Here is a 17,222-nt window from a genome sequence, read left to right as displayed (position 1 = left end):
AGAAGAAAATTCTTGAATTTTCAGAAAATTCTATACAGTAATATTTTCTTTAATAATGTCACATTTATTTCTTGACTTTCTAAAACAAAGTGATATCATTTAGATATCATATAGCAGGAGGTCATTCTTATGACTGAAAAACTCATCAATTCAAAACCAAATGGTGTATTCGCATTGATTCTCATTGAGTTGACACTCGTACTTGGTATCTTTATATTTATAATGGGTGCTGGTTCAGAAAACGTTTTTGGAATTATTATCGGACTTTTATTAAGCTTAATTGCAGGCCTAGCTCATGCTGGTTTAAAAGTTGTCAAACCTCAGGAAGCTCTGGTTCTGACACTCTTTGGTAACTATACAGGCACCATCAAAGAACCTGGTTTTTACTTTGTCAATCCCTTCAGCGTAGCAGTTAACCCTGCAAACCACACTCGACTTGGTCAAAGTGGTGATGTTAGCACAAAATCTCCTTTTTCAGGAATGAAATCATCAAATGGCAATGATGTAAACCTTGAAATTGGCAAGAAACAGATTTCTCTAAAAGTTATGACTTTGAGCAATTCCCGTCAAAAGATTAACGATTGCTTAGGTAACCCTGTTGAAATTGGAATTGCGGTAACTTGGAGAGTTGTCGATACCGCTAAGGCAGTCTTCAACGTTGACAACTACAAGGAATATCTCTCTTTGCAGTGTGATAGCGCCCTTCGTAATATTGTCCGCATCTATCCTTACGATGTGTCTCCCAATGTAGATACTACAGGGGATGGACAAGCAGATGAAGGAAGTCTCCGTGGCTCTAGCGAAATTGTAGCTAACCGTATTCGTGAAGAAATCCAAAGTCGCGTAGAAGATGCTGGCTTGGAAATCCTTGAGGCACGTATTACTTACCTAGCTTACGCTCCAGAAATTGCAGCTGTTATGCTTCAACGTCAACAAGCATCTGCCATTATTGATGCCCGTAAGATGATTGTAGACGGCGCTGTAGGAATGGTTGAAATGGCACTAGAACGTCTCAATGAAGGAGAGTTGGTAGAACTTGACGAAGAACGAAAAGCTGCCATGGTTTCAAATCTCCTAGTCGTTCTCTGTGGTAATCATGATGCACAACCAATTGTCAACGCAGGAAGTCTTTACTAAAGATGGCTGAAGCTAAAAAAAAGCAGATCCCCCTTCGACTCTCAACAAAGTTATACGCTGCACTCGCATCATGGGCAGAAGACGACTTTCGTTCAGTCAATGGGCAAATCGAATATCTCCTCACAGAGTGTGTCAAGCAACGAAAGAAAGATGGAAAATACGTATCAGAAACCATTGATGAACCATTTGAGATTGATATTTAACACCTTCTCCTGTCTGCTGGGTCGGACGGGAGAATTTTTTCATCTTTTTTTGTCAAGTAACTTTACTTTACAAAAAAAATGTGTTATCCTAGTATGGTTGATGAAAATCACTAGATTGAATCGAATTTAAATACCTAAAGGAGAAATCAAAATGGCAGTACCTGCACGTCGCACTTCAAAAGCGAAGAAAAACAAACGTCGTACACACTACAAAGTAACAGCTCCATCTGTAAACTTTGACGAAACTACTGGAGATTACTCACGTTCTCACCGTGTATCACTTAAAGGATACTACAAAGGACGTAAAATCGCTAAAGCTGCATCAGCTGAATAATAGAAGGGAGATACCATGCGCGTAAACATTACACTTGAACACAAAGAATCTGGTGAACGCTTGTACCTTACTTCTAAAAACAAACGTAACACTCCAGACCGTCTTCAATTGAAGAAATACTCACCAAAACTTCGCAAACACGTTGTGTTTACAGAGGTTAAGTAAGCATTCAATACGAATCAATACATAAGAAAAACTCTGATTTGAACTACACCTCAAAAGTTAGACAGAAAAACCTAACTTGGGGTGTTTTATTATAATGAAATTAATTTTATCGAAAGCAAAGTTAAAGGAATGGAGTAATTTTAAATGGTGAACGGTCAATCAATCAATAGTTTAATGAGGCATATAAGAAATAACCATGGAATTACTATATATGGTTCTAAACATAAAAAACATTTACTGAGAATGGGTTATTACCATGGTTATAAAGGATATCGTTTTTATAAATCTAGACAAAGATTATTCAGATTAAGTAACTTTGATGAAATAATAGCTATTTATAACTTTGACACAGCATTAAAAGATTTACTATTCTCGCCTTTAGTTTCTTGTGAAACATCTATTAAAAATTATATTTTAGATGAATTAGTAAGCAACAGTGACCCAACATTTGAAGACATATACATTAAAAAATTAGATGATTATATATATTTTAATACTAATCAAAGGACAAATATGCTCAAAAAACGTTTGTATCTTCAAAAAAATATTCATAGTAGCATTCACATGAACTATGATAAGAATAAAATGGTTACACATAAAATTAATTCAGGAAATCAGATTCCTTTGTGGATAGTATTTGAAATTCTCTCGTTTGGGAAACTCGGTGATTTTGTTAAGCAAATGAATAGAAATTACCGAATAAATGTGCTTAATATACTTGGAATCCGTGACCCTATGGATACTGATGGAAGTCATCTAACAAATCATATATTTATTTTAAACGAATTGAGAAATGCGATTGCACATAATCATATTATTTTTGATACTCGTTTTAAGAATCGTCATATCAATCAAACACTTTTGAACGATATGAGTATAAAATATAACAATGCAAATATAATATTTAATTCGATCGTAGACTATTTCATGCTTATAGTCATGTACTTAAAGGCATTTGGTTATTCAAAAACAGAATTAAGAAGGTTAATCAGAGATTTTAAACAGATTGTGGATAATTTAAATACTGAAATCCCAAGTAGTGAATTCAATAGAATTCTCGGATCGAATATATACAATAAAATAAATAGTATTAGTAATTATGTGTGACTTTTTACTTACACTACTTGACAAAAACTGAGATAAAATGATATAATTCTTTTATTGATTGCAGTATAGATTATTAGAGACTATACTAGATGACTTGTGAATTTATTTCAGGAGTCATTTTTTTGTGTTTTTAAAATCTTGAGTATACAATATAAGTGCACAAAAACCTTAGATTTATTTCTATGGGCTTAGTTATAAAAGAGAATAGGCGGAACCGCCGAATGTCGCCCCCACTAGCTAAGTAGCGCGTTGGTAATAGATATTTTGTGTCCTACTATATAGCTATACTTTCATGCCACTAATTCTTGTTATTACATAGAGACAAACAAATTAATTATTCCAAGCGATTCCTGATAATTTTACTATATTACAAAGATAATACAGTAGTCGTTTTAACATCGAGATGAATTTTTCCTGTTACCTAATAGTATCCTTTTAGGTTAATTACCAATTATTTATGAAATTCTCTGTATGCCATATGTTACTGTTCTATACATAATTAGTCTTTTATAACTGATACGGAACCATTTGAGTTAATTGCTCGACAACAGTCTGTATAAACTTCGATAAAATCATATCCTCCATGTAAAGCAATGCTTTTGGCTTTATCGAGTCCACCAGGTAATATCTCTCCTCGTTTATAATGCTCAATGATTTCTCCAACTAAGTCTAGGGTGTGCGCTTCGTAAGGTACTCCTAAATAACATTTTGCTACAAAACCTAGGAGAATTCCATTAATATCCACATCTGGGAATTCCGACTTGATTGTATTAATAATTTCATTTACTTCCTTTTTATTATGAACATGTCCTCCTGCATCTAGTTGATGAATAGCATCCATATATTCTTTAGACCGTGATTTTCTTAGAAGCCTATCTAAACTCAATTTATCTATCTGTGGTTGTTTTAAGTTAGAAGTCATGATATGGCTTGCTTGTGTTTGTTTTTGGGATTGGTATGGATTTAACATTGGTCTAGGCATCTATTTTTCTCCTAATCGTGTTATAAGTTATATTTTGCAATTTAAGATTCCTTTTAATGGTACTCTCAGAATAGATCTTCATTTAAGGAATTATAAAAATGGACACGAAACTGAGATTACAGTTACCGTGTCCAAATAATGAACTTATTAAACAAGTACTTTTCTTGTTTTAAGTCCACTTTGTTTATGAACAAGTCCCTCTCCACCGATTGGTTTTCCAGATGCAGGAACAGCTCTTTCTTTCCCCCAATCTCTAATAGCCTCAATTTTTTCTGGGCTAGTTTGAGAGAGGGGGACTACATTATTGAAGGCATTCATGATATTCTCTTTGTTGAGAATAAAATTGTTATTAGCGATAGCTCGGTAAGCTAAATCTCTAACTGTCGATTCTAAGTCCGCACCAGTGAAACCATCACTTATTTGAATGATATTATCAGAAAAATCTCCTTCAAATTCTAGACTTAAGTATTTTTTAAAATACAAAGCAAGTATTTCTTTACGCTCATCTGCAGTAGGTAGATCAACAAAGAATAACTCATCAAATCTTCCTCGACGGAGAAGTTCTGATGGAAGCATAGACACATCATTAGCTGTTGCAACTACAAAAACTTGTTTTTTGCATTCTTGCATCCAGAATAAGAATTGACCAACCATACGAGTAGATACACCGCCATCATTAGCGCCTCCAGTAGCTCCTGATAGTCCTTTTTCTATTTCATCAATCCATAAAATACATGGAGATACATTCTCAGCGGTAGTTAGAGCATCTTTGAGTTGCTGTTCAGACTGACCTACATAACTTCCTTGAACCGTTGCAAAATCTAAACGATATAATGGAAGTTTCCAGTTAGCAGAAATTGATTTAGCAGATAAAGATTTTCCGCATCCAGGGACACCTACTAGGAGTATTCCTCTAGGTGGTTGCAATCCTTTCTCACGTAACATATCTTTCTTTTCGGGAGTTAGTAGTTCTTTCTTTTCATTAAGCCACTTCCTTAATCCTTCAAGTCCTCCGACATCCTTTACAGAATCATCTACAACGATTTTTTCTAGACCAGAGATATCAGAGAATAGGCGATCTTTTGCAAATCTTATCTCATCTAAATCAGATTTTCTTATGCACTTATTTGCAATCAAAGCAGCGATAACGTTCTCCGCCTCAATTCTAGTTACCCCATTGAGAGCTGCTGCAGCTTCTCGAATATCGGAGTTGTCCCATTCAATCTGGATATCGTTTCTATAGTCGTCAATGTATTCTTGAATTATTGAGTACATTTCCTCTTCGTTAGGTAAATCTATTTTTACTGTCATACCTTGCCGTTGAAGTTGATTCCAAATAGGGGTATTGGTAAAAACTATTACAACGCCTCCAGTTTCATTGGCTAGATTGACCAGTGCTAAGACTTGTTTAGAATCGCTATTTTCATTACTAAGATCCGGAACTTCTGTCAGTACAATAGTTTGGTATTGTTTCTTTTGCATTTGGTCCGTCATGTAATCTATTGCACCATAAATAGATTTATCATCGTTAACATTCTTACCAGAACTAAGATCATACACACCTTTGGTGAGAGTATATACGTTGAACGGAAGTTGTAATTCTTCAGATATTCCCTTCAACATATCTAATGTTCTACTTGGCTCAATGGTATTGATAGCAATAAAAGGAATTCTTGCAAGTGAATATCTCGTAAGAAGTTCTTTGCTTTTTACTATATTGCTCATTTACTGTTCACCTTTATTTAAAAAAGAATTAATTTTATGATTTCTAATAATACTTGACATTTTCCCGCTTCGGTCCTGTTTTGCGGATTCTTCTAAAGATTTTTGCATACTATTAGCTTGTTCTATAACGAGATTTAGGTAGTGTTGTCGCTCTTTATCCGGAATTACAGGAAGATTGATTGCTTCAGCTAAGAACGTCATTTCTTTTCTCAAAGAAAGAATTGCTTGAATAATAGCTCCCTCGTATCCTTGGGATTTTAGTAAATCATTTTGAAACTTATCTGAAGCTACATTCATACGGTAATTAACAGCGTCAATTAACTTTGTAGAGAAACGTTCTGCCACACCGTATTGCCATTCGATAGTTCCAGATTTCATCATTTTTAAAACTGTTTCATCATCATCTTTGTTTTTAAAAATAGCTAAGACATTTACCCATTCTGCATATGTTTGTGGTTTATTCATTATTTTTGCCGTTTCCTTCTGACTAGCAATTGTGGGGGCACAATATCCCATGAAGGGAGTCCCTCAGCAAACACGCTCATAGGTTCTTCAGTGATATCTTCTTCAGTATTAATGCTCTTAAATGGAGTGGTGTTATTAGATGATGGCTTACTATCGCCTTTATATTTTTCATCCATGTCAATTACCTCCTCAAATTTTAATCTTTCTATTAGATGATGCCAACTTGTTTACATATTGTTCAGGTCTTATTTGTTCGAGGAAATCAAGAACTTTAGTGCTTTCAGCATCTCTCTCTGCGAATTCAATTCTAAAGTCTACAATTTCAGCTAGAGTAGCTCTTATAATTTGTTCACCATTCACTCTTTTATTCTCGTATTGTTCTTCAATTTTCTTGCGATTCGTTTCAATGTTTTCAATATTAGATTTATGCTTAAGAACCATAACAATCCCCGCTATAATAGCTATTAAACCTAAGAAAATATTCCCAAAAATCATCATTAAACCAATTACTCCGATAGCTATACCACCATACAAAAGGAATTTATCAAATAAACTTGGGAAGTAGTTTGACAAAGTTTGTTCTTTTTCAGAGTCAATCTGAGAATTGAATTTTTCAATCAACTCGTTTTCGTTTTGGCCATCTGTTGATTTATCATTAAAAGTATCCACATTAATTTCAATTTCGTAAGGAATCTTCATGCGATTTTTTGCAGTAACGTCATTATAAGCGTTTGTTACCCAATCACGAGAAAGAGCCAATGCAAATTTTTGGGTTGATATACTTGAGTGAGAAGATTCGGGTTTCATTGCTGCATCCGTAAGTAACTGGGTGAAATCTTTATGGGTTTCAAATGCAGTCACTTCAATATTCATGTTTTGATGAGCACGGTTGTCATCTCCTCCGAAGTCAACCACAAACTGCTCGAATTTTTCTTGTTTTCGAAGAGCTAATTCTTCGTTGTCAAAATCAGTCACAAGTGTGTCTAAAATATCATCTAATTGATTTTTGACGCTTTCTGTAGAACCTTTTTTCTCAAAAATATCGGTTAGGTAGTTTAGCATTTGTTCATGAAGATGAGCCCCTTCGAGAATATCCTCTAGTACAGGCCAACTATCACTATATTTTCTTAGGTTAGGGTATAAATCTTCATCTATTTCGCTTCTTTTTAAGTTAATAGCTTCGGACCATTGTTCTGTTTGCTGTTCAGTAAAACCAGGTTTTTCTTCAAGTCGGCTGAGCCATTCATTCATTTGACGTGAGATAACTCCTTCGGTATCAGCTCCCAAGAGTCCACTTGCAAAAGCATCTAAGATAATTATAGAATTTCTGTCGAGATTTTCTTCATCTTGATTAGCTAGATAACGTTGAGTCCACTTAAGGCATGCGTTCTTTCTGTTAGCTCTTCTACAAATTAAGGCAAAGAAAAGGGAGGTTTTTTCATCGTTTCGTTTAATCCCTTCCTTGACTGCTTTTTCAGCTAACTCGGGTTGATTATTTATCCATGCTGCTAATGCAACTAAGCATGGAGCAAGCCAGTAACCTGGAGTTGATATCATTAGTTCTTCTGTTGCAGTGCTGATTGTTTCCTTTTTGACAATTCCTAAATCATCAGCTTGTAAAATCCCTGTGGTAGTACGACGAACAATATCATAATGTCCATATTTCTTCTCAATTTCCTGACGGATTTTTACCAGTCGAGTTTCAGCTTGTCCTAATCTATTAGCTTTTTGTTGGATATTCACAAATTCATGAAATTCTTGTGCTAAACTACCAATTTCATCATAAACGATTTGAAGATTTTCGTTTGCTACATCAACTCTAGCATCAATTGTTCGTAATCCTTCATGGATAGAGCGCAAACTTTTCTCGATTTCACGAAGATCAGCTTGATGTATTATTCTTTCAGCCATAATATCCCCCTTGTTAATGATTTCCAAATTAATTAGAAAAAATTTTGACTAATTTTCTAAATAAACTATCTTAAAATCATTTTGATTTTTTCCTTATAGAAAAAGAATATCATAATTATTTTATTAATTCAACTTATCATAAGAATGAAGCGAAAGTATTTGATTCGCGCTGACCTTATAGTTACTCGATAGGTATTTTTGGTATATAGAAATCGATTATCATATCAATGAGGCTCTAGCGCTTGAATGGTCTGATATTGACTTAGATAATGCCATTGTGCATATCACAAAAACACTAAACTATAATCAAGAACTCAATAGTCCTAAATCAAAATCTAGCTATCGTGATATCGATATAGATCAAGCGACTGTTAGTATGCTGAAGCAGTACAAACATAGACAAGTACAAGAAGCTTGGCAACTTGGGCGCTCTGAAACTGTCGTCTTTTCTGACTTCATAAATGAGTACCCCAATAATCGAACTCTACAAACCAGGTTAAGAACTCACTTTAAACGTGCTGACGTACCTAACATTGGTTTTCATGGTTTTCGCCATACTCACGCTAGTCTCTTGCTTAACTCTGGAATACCTTACAAGGAACTTCAGCACCGTCTAGGACATTCCCAATTATCTATGACCATGGATATATACAGTCATCTCTCAAAAGAGAACGCAAAAAAAGCAGTCTCATTCTATGAAACTGCACTAAAAAGTTTATAACTGAACAAATAACTGAACAAACCCAGAAATCAACGTTTTAAGACAAAGCAAAAAGCCCACTGTTGTAGGCTTTCTGTAAGATGTTTCTTAAAATTAAAGCATTTTGTTGTAGAATTCAACGACAAGTGCTTCGTTGATTTCTGGGTTGATTTCGTCGCGTTCTGGCAAGCGAGTCAATGAACCTTCCAATTTTTCAGCGTCGAATGATACGAATGCTGGACGTCCAAGAGTAGCTTCTACTGCTTCAAGGATTGCTGGAACTTTCAATGATTTTTCACGAACTGAGATCACTTGACCTGGAGTTACGCGGTATGATGGGATATCAACGCGTTTTCCGTCAACAAGGATGTGACCGTGGTTTACGAATTGACGAGCTTGACGACGAGTAGTCGCAAGGCCAAGACGGTAAACAACGTTATCCAAACGACGTTCCAAAAGAAGCATGAAGTTGAAACCTAGGATTCCGCCTTTGATTTTTGTAGCTTGTACGAACAAGTTACGGAATTGTTTTTCACCTACACCGTAAGTGAAACGAAGTTTTTGTTTTTCAGCCAATTGCAAACCGTATTCTGACAATTTAGAACGGTTGTTTGGTCCGTGTTGTCCTGGTACGTAGTTACGACGTGCCAATTCTTTACCTGTACCTGTAAGTGAAAGGCCAAGGCGACGAGCTTGTTTCCAAGATGGTCCTGTATAACGTGACATGTGTATATCCTCCTGATATAAATAATATTTCGGTGGAAATAGTCACTTAGAAAGCCCTGATTCGTGCAGATGCCCTTCGCCTAAACAGCCAAGGTTACTTGTCATAAGACACCTGTTGACGAGCTTCATGCTTTCCTGCTGCTATTTCACACAAAGGCTATTGTACCATGAAAAGCTAGATTTGTAAAGGGATTTTACGGCTTTATTTCAAATTGAGGCTGAATGTAAACTTGCTTCCTAAGCCATACTGACTTTCTGCTGTGATTTCGCCACCAAGCTGATGGGCTAGTTCGCGTGCAATCGCAAGACCTAATCCATGTCCACCTGTCTTCATATTGCGCGAAGTTTCTACACGATAAAGTCGTTTAAAGATCTTTTCCAAATCCTCAGGAAGGATTCCCTGACCCTCGTCTTTCACACTGATTGTCAGCTCTTGTTCTGTTAATTGGGCAAGAACCTCGATTCTGGTTCCTGGTTCTGAATATTTAAAGGCATTGTTTAACAAATTAACTAAAATGCGAGAAAGTTTGTCAGAATGGCTCTTGATTTTCGCCGACTCAGGTGATACTTGAATGTAAACATCTCGCTCCTCTTGTTCAATCTGGAGTTGAAATTCACTCATTGACTCAATCAACAGCTGATCTAAAAAGACCTCTTCAACTTCTTCAGTAGCAGTATCTTGAGGTTGTGTATTGAGAGTCAAAACATCCAATTCCTCCACTAGCTTGTTTAGACGCTCAGTTTGCCGACCAATCGTGGCTAAGTAGTGGAGCCGCTCCTCTTCCTTGATCACTCCATCTAGAATTCCCTCCACAGTAACCTGAATGGAAGTAATGGGAGTTTTAATATCGTGAGAGAGCTGCGCAATCATCATTCTCTTTTCTTGCTCGCTCTCATCAAGTGATTGAAAGGTAGCCTGCAAATTGTGAGACATGTCATTAAAAGCCTGGCCCAGCTCTTGAAATTCTAATGGGCCTTTGGTTTCAATTTCTGTGCTGAAATCCTTGCTGGCTATATCCTGCGCTTGTTTTTTCAAATGTTTCAGAGAAGAGAACACAGGCGACAAAAGAAAGATGCTCACTGCAGCGCCAATGAAACTAGCAATCAAGGTCATTCCAACTAGAAAGTAAACTTCACTTTTCTCAATCAACATCCGTTGGACTGCCCAGAAAACGACCAAAATCGTTAGTAGAGTCGACACTAGATACCCCACTAAAATATAGTTTTTTAATTTCATTTTCTACCTCTTGGTCTTTCCATCTTATAGCCCAAACCCCAGACAGTTTTGATAGCAGGAGCATTTGAATTTGTATACTTGGTCAACTCTTGCCTCAAAGCATGGATATGAACATTGAGTGTATTGGTATCATCCACATAGTCCTCTTGCCATACCTTCTCGTAAAGTTCCGTCTTTGAAAAGACTCTCTCAGGATTGCTGGCCAATATCCATAGAAGTTCAAAGGATTTTACTGTCAATTCCAAAGGTTGATCCCCAATGCGAACCTCATGAGTCACATGGTTGATTACCAAGTCACCAAACTCGATCTGTTCTGTCTCTCTTCCACGGCTAAGGCGACGCAAGATATTATTCACTCTTAAAACCAATTCGCGTGGGCTAAAGGGTTTGACTATAAAATCATCTGCCCCCAAACTTAATCCATAAATCTTATCCTGTTCGCTTGTCTTAGCAGTTGTAAAGAGGAAGGGTTGATCCGGAGCGATATACTGAACTTCACTGATAAAATCATAACCGTCCATATTGGGCATCATGATATCTGTGATAATGAGGTCGATAGATTTTTTTCTGAAAAGTTCTAATCCCTCCTTACCATCATGGGCAACCAAAACATCGTAACCTGCCTGTATAAGATAGCGGTTTTGAATATCTAGAATATCTATCTCATCATCAACCAGCAAAATTGTCTTTTTCATCTGACACTCCTTCGATAAAAACAGTGTTATACTTGCTTTAGTATAACACTATTTTCTCTAATGTTTAAGTGATTTGAATCTTAATCTTCTCGTTTGGTTGTCAAACCCAAAAGTCCAACAAGACCTGCCAAGGCTAGACCAAAGATACCAAGACCAGCTGTAGCTGTTTTAGCTTCCCCAGTATTTGGTAACATCGCTTTATCATCTTTTTTCATCATATTAGCCATTGGGCTAGAAGCTGGTTGATCTACTTTCATATCTGACATATGGTGATTTGTACCCATCATACCCTCAGTCGTACCTGTAGAGCCTGTTTCAGAAGGCTTCGTATTCATCTGACCTTGTTGAGATGGTATTGTCGCCATTTCTTTTCCACGAAGCTGAATCGTTACTTGACGAGTAGCAATCAGATTGGTCAAATCAGGTTTGCCGTCTTTAGCGCCATAGACTTTAACAGTAGCTAGATACGTATAGGTTCCGTTAGCTCGAAGTTGATTCAGCAAGGCCTGACCATCTTTGCCAACCGTATTGCCATTCAAATCCACTTCGTAGAAATATTGGCCTTTAGCCAAGCCTTCAAGTGGCAATAGAGCAGGATTTTTAGCTGTTCCGTTGTCTGACCATGGGGCTTTGTCTGATGCTTTTAACAAGAGGCGAGTCAACATACCATCTCCACCAAAAGCTTCGTATGGAATAACTTGGTTGACACCGGCCAAGAAAGGTCCAGGAACCTTAGCCTTATCAAGGTAGCTAGCTGGAACATCAATCATGTCTTTGATATTGTTAACAACAGACTCTTTAACCTGACTTGGTGTGGTTAAACCATTCAAATTAACAGTCAAATCTTTAGTTGCTACCAGATTAGTTAAGTCAGGCTTGCCGTCTTTTGAACCGTACACCTTGATGGTAGCCTTATAGCTTTGCGTACCGTTTTGTTTCAACAAGTCAAGCAGCTCTTTGTCAGATTTTCCTTGGGTGTCAGCCAAGTCTACTTCGTAGAAGTAAAGGCCTTTGCCCAATTTCTCTACCGGTGGGAGAGCGGGATTTTTAGCTGTTCCATTGTCTGACCACGGAGCCTTGTCGGATGCTTTCAAGATCAGGCGAGTCAACATACCGTCACCAGCGAAGAATTCGTATGGAATAACTTGGTTGACACCAGCTGTAAATGGACCTGGGAAATTAGCTCTATCCAAGTAAGAAGCCGGAACATCTACTGTATCTTTGGTGTTGTCGGCCACACCTTTTTGCACTTCAGCTGGAGTGGTTGAACCATTCAAGTTGACATTTAAATCTTTAGTCGCTACGAGGTTAGTTAAGTCAGGTTTGCCGTCTTTTGCACCGTACACCTTGATAGTAGCTTTATAGCTTTGTGTACCATTTTGTTTCAAGAGGTCAAGCAGCTCTTTATCTGATTTTCCTTGGGTGCCTGCCAAGTCTACTTCATAGAAGTAAAGACCTTTGCCCAATTTCTCTACTGGTGGGAGAGCGGGATTTTTAGCCGTTCCATTGTCTGACCATGGAGCTTTGTCTGAAGCTTTTAACAAGAGGCGAGTCAACATACCATCTCCACCAAAAGCTTCGTATGGAATAACTTGGTTGACACCAGCTGTGAATGGTCCTGGGAAGTTAGCCTTGTCCAAGTAAGTGGCTGGGACATCTACTGTATCTTTAGTATTGTCGGCCACACCTTTTTGCACTTCAGCTGGTGTGGTCAAGCCATTCAAGTTAACATCCAAATCTTTAGTCGCTACCAGATTAGTTAGGTCAGGTTTGCCATCTTTCGCACCATACACCTTGATGGTAGCTTTATAGCTTTGTGTACCGTTTTGTTTCAAGAGGTCAAGCAGCTCTTTATCTGATTTTCCTTGGGTGCCTGCTAAATCCACTTCGTAGAAGTAAAGGCCTTTGCCCAATTTCTCTACCGGTGGGAGAGCGGGATTTTTAGCTGTTCCGTTGTCTGACCATGGAGCCTTATCGGATGCTTTCAAGATAAGACGAGTCAGCATGCCGTCACCAGCGAAGAATTCGTATGGAATGACTTGGTTGACACCAGCTGTAAATGGTCCTGGGAAATTAGCTTTATCCAAGTAAGAAGCTGGAACATCTACTGTATCTTTGGTGTTGTCAGCCACACCTTTTTGCACTTCAGCTGGAGTGGTCGCTAGTTGCGCTTCACTGGCTTCACGGTCTTGTCCAGAAACTGTAGACGCAGGACTTTCCACAGGTTTAACTGCATCTTCTGTTTGTTTCTTAGAGTCAGGTTGTGCTTGCACTTCTTCTTTTGGCGCTACTTCCGGATCTTTAGCAGTTGCGTCCGCTTTTTCTGAAGAGCTTGTCGTATCCAAGCTTGCTTTAGGTGCTGAGTCTGCTTGTTCTGAAGGAAGAGCTACATCGACTGCTTTTTTGAGAGCCTCTGCTGGTATGTCGCTCTTTTCACTCACCGAAGCAGCGTCTGGCACGACTTGGGCAGGAGTCGGATTGACGACATCAGCACGTGCAGAACTTGGTTGACCAACTAGGACAAAGAAGCCACTAGCTACAACAACTGAAGCAACACCGACACTGAGACGGCGAATAGACCAACGAGTATATCTCTGATTTGGATTGAATTTCATAGGATTCTCCTTAGAGTTTTCTTTTTTTATGACTCTAGTATAATCTCCTAAAATTAAAAAGGATTAAGAAAAAGTTAAAATTTTTCTTAAATCCCTCTTATAAAATACTTATATTGACTCGTTAATTATTTGGAAAGAGAGTACCCTTCCTCTCCTACTCACTCAGTTCAGCTAGGGTGTCCAGATGTTGGTTATTAATGACGGCCATGATGTAGGCATCTGCCTGCAAGAGGTCATTAGGTCCGAATTGGACATCCAGAGGAGCATTTTCGTAGGAACGAAAACCAAGTACATTGAGGTTGTATCGCCCACGTAAATCCAACTGACTGAGGCTTTTACCTACCCATGATTGGGGGATTTTCATCTCGACAATCGATACATTCTTGTCCAGCTGAAAGACGTCTACGCTGTTATGAAAGAGGATGGTCTGTGCTAATGAGCGCCCCATTTCAAACTCTGGTGAGATGACTGCGTCTGCACCAATTTTTTCCAACACCTTTTTAGCTGTATGACTTTTGACCTTGGCGATAACGGTCGGCACTCCTAAACTCTTGCAGTGCATGACCGCAAGAACACTGGACTCCAGATTTTCACCTGTTGCGACGACTACGGTATCACAGGTGTCAATCCCCGCTGATAGAAGGAGTTCTTCATCCGTGATATCTCCAACTACTCCACGCGCCAACACTGATTCAAATTGATTAATGCGTTCCTCGTGGTCATCAATAGCAATGATATTCATGTCATGCTTGGCTAGGGCAGCCAAAACACTGCTCCCAAAAATTCCCAAGCCTAAAATTCCAATTGTCCGATCTGACATCGTTTTTCCTTTCTTATCCGATAGTGATATCTGCCTTCATATAGTGAATCGTATCTTTCTTGTCTGGCTGGTATTCCGCTACACTGACCAGTAGTGTCAAGGGACCAATACGGCCGATAAACATCAACAACATAACGATACTGAGGGCTAACTTACCTAACTCTGGTGTTAAATTTGCCGTCACCCCAACTGTTGCAAGGGCTGAAATGGTCTCAAACATGAGGTAGATAAAGCGCGGATTTCCCTCTGCTGTTATCCCTAGTAGGATCAAGCCCAGCAAGAATGTTAGCAAGAAGATAATAAAGACACTGAAAGACTTTTGTACGGTTCGGGGTTCAATGGTCCTCCGAGCCACATTAGCATGAGGCAAGCCCAATAGTTCACTGCGAGCAAAGACCAACAAGACAAAGAAGGTCGTAATCTTGAGCCCGCCTGCTGTCCCTCCAGGTGCCCCGCCCAGAAACATCTGCAAGATGTAGATCAGTAAGGTAACTGGTCTAGCCTGGGTGTAGTCAATGGAAGCAAAGCCTGCCGTTCTCATACTGACTGTCTGGAAGAAACTAACCAGCAGTTTCTCTGGAGCGCTGAGATTTCCAATCGTCCCAGGATTATTCCACTCAATTAAGAGAGTCGATACTGTTCCAAAGAGCAGAATTCCCGCCGTTAAAAAGAGAACCAGCTTGGTATGGAAACGCAGGCGGCGTTTTTTCTTCTTCCCAAACTGGGTCGCTAGGTCAAACCAGACCATAAATCCTAGACCACCAGTGATAATCAAGCCTGCAATCACTAGATTGATCAAGGGATCCGTTTGAAAGGCTACCAAACTCGTACTTCCAAAATTATCAAATCCAGCATTACAGAAAGCTGAAACAGCCAAAAAGATAGAGGTTAGAATCCCTCGCCCCCAGCCAAATTCGGGGATAAAGCGAAAACTCAAGAGAAAGGCACCAATTCCTTCCACCAAAAAAGTCGTCAGAAAGATTGAGCGGATGAAGTCCTTTAGAGACTGGGTTTCTCCATAACTGAAACTTTCTTGAATAGTCTCACGACCACGAAGGCTGAGCTTTTGCTTGCCTTGGATATAAAAGATTCCGATAAAGGTCATGAGCCCCAAACCACCAATCTGGATCAAAATCATACAGATCAACTGGCCCCAGATATTATAAGTCGAAGCCACTGGCAGAGTGAAAAGCCCTGTCACACAGACCATGGACACGGTCGTAAAGAGATGGTCAAAGTAGGTCGCTTGTGACGTTTCTGCTTGCACAAAGGGGAGACTTAAAAGGAGAGAACCCAAGAAGATTACTAGGGCAAAACTTAAAAAGATGCGACGGGCTGGCGACAAGCGTCCCAGTATCGTCTTGATTTTTTCCAAAAAAGATTTGAATAACATAACTACATTCTACCATAAAAACAGTCAGAACACTCACATGTGGTGCACAATGGCAAGACAGAGTTCGAGTGCCTTATCAAAAGCTTCTGAGCCCCAGTCACGACTGTCGTAGTTGTCCAGATCCGCTAAGGAATCTGCAGTAAAGAGCAATTCTCCCCAGACAACACCACGTAGCTGAGCCACTGCCGCAAGAGCCGAGCACTCCATTTCCACAACAGCGCAGCCTTCTTCCTTGCGATAGGCAACCTTTTCAGCCGTCTCTCGGTAAAAACCATCTGTCGTCCAGGTCATAACTTCCTCATAAGGAATGCCTCTTTGCTCCAAAACTTGCTCAATGGCAGAGACAGCCTCAATCTGCATCTCCATATAACGAGAAGGCGCTACATAATGGTAGCTGGTCCCCTCATCTCGCAGAGCGCGAACAGGGACGAGAAAGGCATTTTCCTCTATATCGGCTAGGACGCCACAGGTTCCAGTGGAAATGATTTGCTCCACACCATAGCCAATCAACCAATCCATAAACTGGGCAGCTGGGGCAGAACCCACGGGCGCCTGGGTTAGACAAATCGTCTCACCCTTGTAGTTGATGACATAGACTGGATAAGCCTTGGTGGCAGAAACGAACTCACCAACACAGTCCGCTCCTGCTTCCTGAGCGTAGCGGTCAATCTCTTCCTCCAAAAATGCATAGATGCACTTTTTTGGCAACTTTAAGTCCAATCCCTCATGTGTTGGCATAAGGACCGCCTGGGGATTGTCATCAAACTCCAAAATGGGAATCGCATGTTTCTGAATCATAGCCCACCTCCTCTAATTTTGTACTATTGTATCAAAAGCTGACGAAGTGTCAAGGAGTTGTCTTTAGCAAGCCAGAAAACTCCTCTTCCATACATTTAAGAAATCGTTGCTCTGCTGGAGAGGTCGGTTTCTGTTTTAGTAAAGTGATTGAGAACTATCACCAAAATAGCAAATTCAACAATAAAAAAGCACGAATCTGCATCAGGCAA

The 17,222-nt window shown here is 39.1% G+C and carries 17 protein-coding genes and 1 pseudogene; 6 read left to right on the top strand and 12 right to left on the bottom strand.

The annotated features are described in order from the left end of the window. The first annotated feature begins 129 nt into the window (after positions 1-129). From D8863_RS08445 to D8863_RS08425, 5 genes are all read left to right on the top strand, one after another. The gene (locus D8863_RS08445) at positions 130-1,137 is read left to right on the top strand and encodes an SPFH domain-containing protein (RefSeq protein ID WP_125441641.1); all 1,008 of its coding nucleotides are present in this window, start codon (positions 130-132) and stop codon (positions 1,135-1,137) included. A 2-nt stretch (positions 1,138-1,139) separates the two neighbouring features. Then, complete coding sequence (locus D8863_RS08440; protein ID WP_000796544.1) at positions 1,140-1,340, top strand: type II toxin-antitoxin system antitoxin; 201 nt, start codon at positions 1,140-1,142, stop codon at positions 1,338-1,340. Between the two features lie 151 nt (positions 1,341-1,491). Further along, positions 1,492-1,674 carry a 50S ribosomal protein L32 gene (gene rpmF, locus D8863_RS08435; protein ID WP_000290417.1) on the top strand — a complete coding sequence of 61 codons (183 nt, stop codon included), beginning with the start codon at positions 1,492-1,494 and terminating at the stop codon, positions 1,672-1,674. A 15-nt stretch (positions 1,675-1,689) separates the two neighbouring features. Further along, entirely contained in the window at positions 1,690-1,839 is a 150-nt protein-coding gene (gene rpmG / locus D8863_RS08430; protein WP_001265622.1) for a 50S ribosomal protein L33, read from the top strand. A gap of 144 nt (positions 1,840-1,983) precedes the next feature. After that, on the top strand, positions 1,984-2,946 hold the full coding sequence (locus tag D8863_RS08425) for an Abi family protein (RefSeq protein WP_125441640.1): 963 nt from the start codon (positions 1,984-1,986) through the stop codon (positions 2,944-2,946). A gap of 499 nt (positions 2,947-3,445) precedes the next feature. Here D8863_RS08425 and D8863_RS08420 read toward each other — a convergent pair whose 3' ends face one another. The 5 genes from D8863_RS08420 to D8863_RS08405 all read right to left on the bottom strand — a co-directional run bounded on the left by D8863_RS08420 (position 3,446) and on the right by D8863_RS08405 (position 8,029). Continuing rightward, positions 3,446-3,928: a hypothetical protein gene (locus tag D8863_RS08420; RefSeq protein WP_125441639.1), complete on the bottom strand. Its 483-nt coding sequence runs from the start codon at positions 3,926-3,928 to the stop codon at positions 3,446-3,448. Between the two features lie 147 nt (positions 3,929-4,075). Further along, on the bottom strand, positions 4,076-5,653 hold the full coding sequence (locus tag D8863_RS08415; protein WP_125441638.1) for an AAA family ATPase: 1,578 nt from the start codon (positions 5,651-5,653) through the stop codon (positions 4,076-4,078). Continuing rightward, positions 5,654-6,118 carry a hypothetical protein gene (locus D8863_RS08410; RefSeq protein ID WP_001039967.1) on the bottom strand — a complete coding sequence of 155 codons (465 nt, stop codon included), beginning with the start codon at positions 6,116-6,118 and terminating at the stop codon, positions 5,654-5,656. After that, positions 6,118-6,294, bottom strand: coding sequence for a hypothetical protein (locus D8863_RS11095; protein WP_185761471.1), 177 nt, complete (start codon positions 6,292-6,294; stop codon positions 6,118-6,120). Before D8863_RS11095 ends, D8863_RS08410 begins: the two co-directional genes overlap by 1 nt. Before the next feature lie 13 nt (positions 6,295-6,307). Next, positions 6,308-8,029 (bottom strand): hypothetical protein, encoded by a 1,722-nt coding sequence (locus D8863_RS08405; protein WP_125441637.1) that lies wholly within the window; start codon positions 8,027-8,029, stop codon positions 6,308-6,310. Between the two features lie 220 nt (positions 8,030-8,249). On the opposite strand from D8863_RS08405, the pseudogene D8863_RS08400 reads away from it, so the two are divergent. Beyond that, positions 8,250-8,750: pseudogene (locus tag D8863_RS08400) on the top strand (site-specific integrase); the annotation flags it as partial. A gap of 93 nt (positions 8,751-8,843) precedes the next feature. On the opposite strand, the gene rpsD reads toward D8863_RS08400, so the two are convergent. The 7 genes from rpsD to D8863_RS08365 all read right to left on the bottom strand — a co-directional run bounded on the left by rpsD (position 8,844) and on the right by D8863_RS08365 (position 17,013). Then, complete coding sequence (rpsD, locus tag D8863_RS08395) at positions 8,844-9,455, bottom strand: 30S ribosomal protein S4 (RefSeq protein ID WP_000092756.1); 612 nt, start codon at positions 9,453-9,455, stop codon at positions 8,844-8,846. A 202-nt stretch (positions 9,456-9,657) separates the two neighbouring features. Next, on the bottom strand, positions 9,658-10,692 hold the full coding sequence (locus D8863_RS08390; RefSeq protein WP_125441636.1) for a sensor histidine kinase: 1,035 nt from the start codon (positions 10,690-10,692) through the stop codon (positions 9,658-9,660). Beyond that, positions 10,689-11,387 carry a response regulator transcription factor gene (locus tag D8863_RS08385; protein WP_000751226.1) on the bottom strand — a complete coding sequence of 233 codons (699 nt, stop codon included), beginning with the start codon at positions 11,385-11,387 and terminating at the stop codon, positions 10,689-10,691. The genes D8863_RS08390 and D8863_RS08385 overlap by 4 nt, the downstream gene beginning before the upstream one ends. An 80-nt stretch (positions 11,388-11,467) precedes the next feature. Then, complete coding sequence (locus D8863_RS08380) at positions 11,468-14,002, bottom strand: SSURE domain-containing protein (protein WP_125441635.1); 2,535 nt, start codon at positions 14,000-14,002, stop codon at positions 11,468-11,470. Positions 14,003-14,156: 154 nt separating this feature from the next. Next, positions 14,157-14,822 (bottom strand): potassium channel family protein, encoded by a 666-nt coding sequence (locus tag D8863_RS08375; RefSeq protein ID WP_001283887.1) that lies wholly within the window; start codon positions 14,820-14,822, stop codon positions 14,157-14,159. Between the two features lie 13 nt (positions 14,823-14,835). Next, the gene (locus tag D8863_RS08370) at positions 14,836-16,215 is read right to left on the bottom strand and encodes a TrkH family potassium uptake protein (protein ID WP_000897923.1); all 1,380 of its coding nucleotides are present in this window, start codon (positions 16,213-16,215) and stop codon (positions 14,836-14,838) included. Positions 16,216-16,248: 33 nt separating this feature from the next. After that, positions 16,249-17,013, bottom strand: a complete 765-nt coding sequence (locus D8863_RS08365) for a nucleoside phosphorylase (RefSeq protein ID WP_000615016.1) — start codon at positions 17,011-17,013, stop codon at positions 16,249-16,251. Between the last annotated feature and the right edge of the window lie 209 nt (positions 17,014-17,222).

It is taken from the genome of Streptococcus oralis (assembly GCF_003943825.1).
Taxonomy (GTDB): domain Bacteria; phylum Bacillota; class Bacilli; order Lactobacillales; family Streptococcaceae; genus Streptococcus; species Streptococcus oralis_CD.
This window is presented reverse-complemented; position numbering and strand designations above follow the sequence as displayed.

What these genes read in the sequence shown, in the direction of transcription:
- D8863_RS08445 (WP_125441641.1), top strand. Translation starts at nt 130, where the DNA reads ATGACTGAAAAACTCATCAATTCAAAACCAAATGGTGTATTCGCATTG.
- D8863_RS08440 (WP_000796544.1), top strand. Translation starts at nt 1,140, where the DNA reads ATGGCTGAAGCTAAAAAAAAGCAGATCCCCCTTCGACTCTCAACAAAG.
- rpmF (WP_000290417.1), top strand. Translation starts at nt 1,492, where the DNA reads ATGGCAGTACCTGCACGTCGCACTTCAAAAGCGAAGAAAAACAAACGT.
- rpmG (WP_001265622.1), top strand. Translation starts at nt 1,690, where the DNA reads ATGCGCGTAAACATTACACTTGAACACAAAGAATCTGGTGAACGCTTG.
- D8863_RS08425 (WP_125441640.1), top strand. Translation starts at nt 1,984, where the DNA reads ATGGTGAACGGTCAATCAATCAATAGTTTAATGAGGCATATAAGAAAT.
- D8863_RS08420 (WP_125441639.1), bottom strand. Translation starts at nt 3,928, where the DNA reads ATGCCTAGACCAATGTTAAATCCATACCAATCCCAAAAACAAACACAA.
- D8863_RS08415 (WP_125441638.1), bottom strand. Translation starts at nt 5,653, where the DNA reads ATGAGCAATATAGTAAAAAGCAAAGAACTTCTTACGAGATATTCACTT.
- D8863_RS08410 (WP_001039967.1), bottom strand. Translation starts at nt 6,118, where the DNA reads ATGAATAAACCACAAACATATGCAGAATGGGTAAATGTCTTAGCTATT.
- D8863_RS11095 (WP_185761471.1), bottom strand. Translation starts at nt 6,294, where the DNA reads ATGGATGAAAAATATAAAGGCGATAGTAAGCCATCATCTAATAACACC.
- D8863_RS08405 (WP_125441637.1), bottom strand. Translation starts at nt 8,029, where the DNA reads ATGGCTGAAAGAATAATACATCAAGCTGATCTTCGTGAAATCGAGAAA.
- rpsD (WP_000092756.1), bottom strand. Translation starts at nt 9,455, where the DNA reads ATGTCACGTTATACAGGACCATCTTGGAAACAAGCTCGTCGCCTTGGC.
- D8863_RS08390 (WP_125441636.1), bottom strand. Translation starts at nt 10,692, where the DNA reads ATGAAATTAAAAAACTATATTTTAGTGGGGTATCTAGTGTCGACTCTA.
- D8863_RS08385 (WP_000751226.1), bottom strand. Translation starts at nt 11,387, where the DNA reads ATGAAAAAGACAATTTTGCTGGTTGATGATGAGATAGATATTCTAGAT.
- D8863_RS08380 (WP_125441635.1), bottom strand. Translation starts at nt 14,002, where the DNA reads ATGAAATTCAATCCAAATCAGAGATATACTCGTTGGTCTATTCGCCGT.
- D8863_RS08375 (WP_001283887.1), bottom strand. Translation starts at nt 14,822, where the DNA reads ATGTCAGATCGGACAATTGGAATTTTAGGCTTGGGAATTTTTGGGAGC.
- D8863_RS08370 (WP_000897923.1), bottom strand. Translation starts at nt 16,215, where the DNA reads ATGTTATTCAAATCTTTTTTGGAAAAAATCAAGACGATACTGGGACGC.
- D8863_RS08365 (WP_000615016.1), bottom strand. Translation starts at nt 17,013, where the DNA reads ATGATTCAGAAACATGCGATTCCCATTTTGGAGTTTGATGACAATCCC.